General features: G+C 66.5%; 5 protein-coding genes and 1 pseudogene. 2 read left to right on the forward strand and 4 right to left on the reverse strand.

Annotated features, from left to right (window positions below; genetic code table 11):
- Nucleotides 1–225: pseudogene (locus AC062T_RS06465) on the reverse strand (hypothetical protein); the annotation flags it as partial.
- On the reverse strand, nt 222–1103 hold the full coding sequence (gene ddaH / locus AC062T_RS06470) for a dimethylargininase (RefSeq protein ID WP_476028463.1): 882 nt from the start codon (nt 1101–1103) through the stop codon (nt 222–224). The pseudogene AC062T_RS06465 and the gene ddaH, both read right to left, overlap by 4 nt.
- A 103-nt stretch (nt 1104–1206) precedes the next feature.
- Between ddaH and AC062T_RS06475 the strand changes: the two genes are divergently transcribed.
- Complete coding sequence (locus tag AC062T_RS06475) at nt 1207–1644, forward strand: Lrp/AsnC family transcriptional regulator (RefSeq protein WP_476028464.1); 438 nt, start codon at nt 1207–1209, stop codon at nt 1642–1644.
- A 13-nt stretch (nt 1645–1657) separates the two neighbouring features.
- On the opposite strand, the gene AC062T_RS06480 is transcribed toward AC062T_RS06475, so the two are convergent.
- Nucleotides 1658–2005 (reverse strand): ArsR/SmtB family transcription factor, encoded by a 348-nt coding sequence (locus AC062T_RS06480; RefSeq protein WP_476028466.1) that lies wholly within the window; start codon nt 2003–2005, stop codon nt 1658–1660.
- Between the two features lie 121 nt (nt 2006–2126).
- Between AC062T_RS06480 and AC062T_RS06485 the strand changes: the two genes are divergently transcribed.
- The gene (locus tag AC062T_RS06485; RefSeq protein ID WP_476028468.1) at nt 2127–3161 is read left to right on the forward strand and encodes an isopenicillin N synthase family dioxygenase; all 1035 of its coding nucleotides are present in this window, start codon (nt 2127–2129) and stop codon (nt 3159–3161) included.
- A 13-nt stretch (nt 3162–3174) separates the two neighbouring features.
- Here AC062T_RS06485 and AC062T_RS06490 read toward each other — a convergent pair.
- A partial coding sequence (locus AC062T_RS06490) for an aldehyde dehydrogenase family protein (RefSeq protein WP_476028470.1) occupies nt 3175–4596 on the reverse strand: 1422 nt, incomplete at its 5' end.

Raw genomic sequence — 4596 nt, forward strand, 5'->3', positions numbered from 1 at the left:
GGCCGCAAGACAGTCAAGATATCGGCGGCCATGCACGTCGGTCACCCAGGCGCCCTCCCCCGTAGCAATAACCACGGGCAGCGGGTGGTAGTTGTGAGGGCTGTGCTCCTCAACCGCCGAGATGAAGGCATCGGATGCCGCGGGCGGCGATGACGCGCTGGTTGGCGTCACGGCGGCTGGCGTGGTGTCGGCGAGTGTGGCAACCCTCGGCCGCAGGGCACTCATCGTCGCAACTCCAGGGTGCAGCATTTGACGCCGCCGCCGCCGCGCAAAAGCTCGTCGAGTTCCACCCCGACGGGCGTGTAGCCGCGCTCGGTGAGCTGCCGGGCGAACCCACGGGCTCTCTCGGCGATCACCACCGATGCGCCGTCGCTGAAGCAGTTGAGGCCGAGCACCACCGCGTCGGCCTCCGCGACGCGAATTGCATCGGGATACCGTCGCTCGAGCTCGAGCCTGCTCTGTTCGCTGAAGGCCGCGGGCAGGTACGCAATAGTGGGAACAGCGCCCTCGGCCGGTTCGGGATCGAGCACGGCGAGCGCCGTATCGAGGTGGTAGAACCGGGGGTCGACAAGCTCAAGCCCCACGACCTCCCTGCCAAAAATGTCGGCGAGTTCCCGGTGGCTCGCGCGATCGCTGCGAAAGCCGTATCCGGCCAGAATCGCCTGACCCGCCAGGAGAAAGTCGCCTTCGCCTTCGTTGACGTGGTGCGGCTGGCGCACCGTGTAGCCGGCCTGCTCGAACCACCGCATATAAGCGGGGCCCTCTGCCGCCCTCTCCTCGTGGGCGAACAGTGCGCCGTAGGCGACCCCGTCGAGAACGAATCCGCCATTGGCCGCATAGACCATGTCGGGCAGGCTCTCGACGGGGTCAATGACCTCAACGGCAATGCCGAGCGCCCGGTACGTCTCGTACAGCGACTCCCATTGGCGCACGGCCCGGCCAGTATCCGTCGGCTCCTGCGGGTGCATCCACGGGTTGATGCGGTAGCTGACGGTGAAGTGGTCTGGCCGACACATGAGCACTGTGCGGGATGTTGCGCGGCGGGCTGCGCTATCGGGTGTGGCAGCAGCGTCACGCCCTGGCGTGGCATCGGTGAGCGTCATAGTTTCAGTCTCACAGCGAGAGTTGGCACGATTTCGCGAACATACGAAGAGATCCTGCGTCATAACCGCCATTCGCGCACGAATTCTTCGTAGTGTGGGCGTCATGGACAATCTGGACACCGGCATCCTGGCGCTGCTTCGCAAGAATGCGAGGGCGGGCTATGGCGACATCGGCGACGTGATCGGGCTCTCGGCCTCCGCGGTCAAGCGCCGGGTCGACCGGCTCGTCGCCGACGGAGTAATTCGCGGCTTCACCATCCAGGTCGACCCCGCGGTCGACGGCCTCGGCACCGAGGCCTATGTCGAGCTGTTCTGCCGCGGCACCGTTTCGCCGGGCGACCTGCGCAGGATGCTCGGCGAAATCCCCGAGGTGGTCGGCGCCGGCACCGTGAGCGGCAGCGCCGATGCAATCGTGCACATGCGCAGCCGCGACATCACGAGTTTGGAGGCCGCTATCGAACGGGTGCGCGATGCCCCCAACGTTGACCACACCCGCAGTTCGATCGTTCTCTCGAAGCTGATCGAGCGAGCGCGCGACTAACTCGGCAGCGGTTCTAGATGATCCATTCGTCGTCGGTGAGAAAGTTCTCGAGCAGCGACTCCTCCTGGTGATCAGCGCTGCCGGGCCAGAATTCTTCGAACGCCACAATCCAGTGGGCCGCATCCCTCAGGGGCGCGGCAGTGAGCTCGCTCAGTCGCGCCGTCCCCGCCCGCTGACGGGCGATGAGCCCCGCTTGTTCGAGAACCTTGAGGTGGCGCGAAACGGCGGGCTGGCTAATGCTGAAGGGGGCGGCCAGCTCGGCAACGGTTGCGTCGCCATCGCGCAGGATGCTCAAAATGCGCCGACGTGTCGGGTCGGCGAGAGCCCCGAAAACCTGGTCGAGGTTGGCCTGCTCTGCCATTCATAACTCCAACCTTTTAGAACAAGAAGGTTAAGAATAGCGAGGTCTTCACCGAGATACTCGAAATATGTTGTCACGTAATGAGGCGCGCCGAATGGTGACGAATTGCTACAACTGTTAAATGACCACCGCTACACTCCCCATCCTCGATCTTTCCCGCCTAAACCAGGGCGATGACGAGGCCGCAGCGTTCCGCCGCGACCTGCGAGAAGCGACCCACGAATACGGTTTTTTCTACCTCACCGGGCACGGCATCCCGCACGAACTCTTCGATGGAATCATCGGCACAGCGCGGGAGTTCTTTGACCTGCCCGACGCCGACAAACTCGAAATCGAGAACATTAAGAGCCGCCACTTTCGCGGCTATACCCGTGTCGGCGGAGAGCTCACCCAGGGCAGGGTCGACTGGCGCGAGCAGATCGACATCGGCCCCGAGCGCGCCGCCGTCGAGAAGGGCGAGGGCGTAGCCCCCTTCTGGACCCTCGAGGGCCCCAACCAGTGGCCCACCGCCCTGCCGCACCTGCGCGACGTCGTGGCCGAATGGCAAGCTCAGATGGATGCCCTCTCGATCACACTCATGCGCGCCTGGGCCGAATCCCTCGGCGCTGACCCTGACGTGTTCGACGCGGCATTCGCCCACGAGCCGTCGACCCTGATCAAGATTGTGCGCTACCCCGGCAAGGACGACCCGGAGCCCCAGCAGGGCGTTGGCGCCCACAAGGACTTCGGCGTGCTCACCCTGCTCTATGTCGAGGAGGGCAAGGGCGGCTTGCAGGTTGAGAAGGACGGCGACTGGATCGACGCTCCGCCGCTGCCCTACGCCTTTGTCGTCAACATCGGCGAGCTTCTCGAAGTCGCGACGGAGGGCTATCTGCGGGCCACCATCCACCGCGTGGTCTCACCCGGCTCGGGGCAGGACCGCATCTCGGTGCCCTACTTCTACGCACCGGCCCTCGACGCCACGATCCCCTCGATTCCGCTGCCGGACGAGCTGCGGGCACAGGCGGGCGGCGTGACCGCCGATGCGCACGGCGAACCGCTGTTCTCTACGTATGGCGAGAATGCCCTCAAGAGCCGGCTGCGCGCGCATCCCGATGTCGCCGCGATCCACCACCCCGAACTCGTGAGCGCACGCACGGCGGCACCCACCCACTAGAGGGCAGTCGCCACTAGAACTCGATCTTGGCGATGGCCGGGTCGGCGTAGCCATAGCGATGTGCCGTGAGGGTCACGGTTTGCGTGCGCAACATCGGCAGCAGCTCGAGGCGCCCCGAGGTTGTGATCGGCGCCGAATAGACGCCGATTTCTGGGCGGTGCACGAGGGCAATCGCGGTCGCCTCGGCGGCCCCGCCGATTACGCGGATGTGCGGCGTCGTGACCTCGCCAGCCTGCAGCCTGGCGCACCAGCGGGCGTCGCTCTCCACGATCACCGTCGTCACCCTCAGTGGGCTCGCAGCGCTGCCGAAGAGCTGCACCAGACCCGCGGCGACCGGCTCGGCAGAGCTGATCGCAATTCGGGCACCCGCCCTGGTGGCCGCCGCAAGCACACGAACGAGCTGCGCGGCGGAGGCTCCTTCCGAGAGTCGGATGGTGGTGGCAACGGGCAGGTGACGAACCACCGTGCGCAGCGTGCGAAACTCAGCGCGTTCAACGGGGTCACGGTAGTGGCGCTGCCAGGCCCGCTCATCGCTTTCTGCGCCGGCTCGCACGAGGTCGAACTCCACAAACGACATCGACGGCAGTGCCGCGTCGATGAGAGATCGCACCTCGGGCGAGACGCCATCGAGGCGCACTGACTGCTGCGGCTCCCCGAACACCGGCGCCCAGTCGGCGAGGGCAAGCACCCTGTCTGGTCCTGTGGTCGTGCCGCGCCATCCGCCGAATGGAAGGGTGTCAGGCGGCGGCCCGATCGTGGCGTGGTTCACATGGACGCTGCCAGAATCCACGGTGTCGAGCCACAGCGCAATCTCGTCGAGCGTGAGCGAATAGAGGGCGGCGGCGGGCGGATGGGCGGAGTTCTGAAGATCGATCGCCGCCTCGAGGGTGTCCACTGCGGTGAGCGCGATCACGGGGCCGGCGACGGCCCGTTCGACGGCGTTCTCTGCGGGGACCCCGTCCCGCACACCGGGCCGCCAGAGCTGCCCTGCCGCGTCCAAAGGCTCTGGCTGCACGAGCCAGCTCTCTCCGCTACCGAGCACGCTCAGCGCCCGGCGCAGCCGCTCGGGAGCGGGACCGATCAGCGGACCTACCCGGGTGGAGATCTCGTGGGGGCGACCCGCAAACGAGGTGATGACGGCGTCGGCGAGCTCCCGGCGAAACTCGGCGGAGTCGAGTAGCGACCCCACCAGAATCACGAGTCGGGTGCCGTGCGGATGCTGCCCACCTCGCGCGAATGCGCTGGCCACGATATCGGCCGCGGCGAGGCGGTAGTCAGCACTGGGAGTGACGATCACGGATGCGATGCCCACACTGTCGCCGATTGCGGGGCGTTCGGGCCTCCACGACCGCAGCAGGGCCGCGGTGTCTCGGTCGCCCCAGAAGCTCACGCGGCCGATCGCAGGGTGAGCTACCGCGGCGCGGGCAATCGTTGC

The organism is Homoserinimonas sp. (genome assembly GCF_056262345.1).

What these genes read in the sequence shown, in the direction of transcription:
- AC062T_RS06480 (WP_476028466.1), bottom strand. Translation starts at nt 2,005, where the DNA reads ATGGCAGAGCAGGCCAACCTCGACCAGGTTTTCGGGGCTCTCGCCGAC.
- AC062T_RS06485 (WP_476028468.1), top strand. Translation starts at nt 2,127, where the DNA reads ATGACCACCGCTACACTCCCCATCCTCGATCTTTCCCGCCTAAACCAG.
- AC062T_RS06475 (WP_476028464.1), top strand. Translation starts at nt 1,207, where the DNA reads ATGGACAATCTGGACACCGGCATCCTGGCGCTGCTTCGCAAGAATGCG.
- ddaH (WP_476028463.1), bottom strand. Translation starts at nt 1,103, where the DNA reads ATGACGCTCACCGATGCCACGCCAGGGCGTGACGCTGCTGCCACACCC.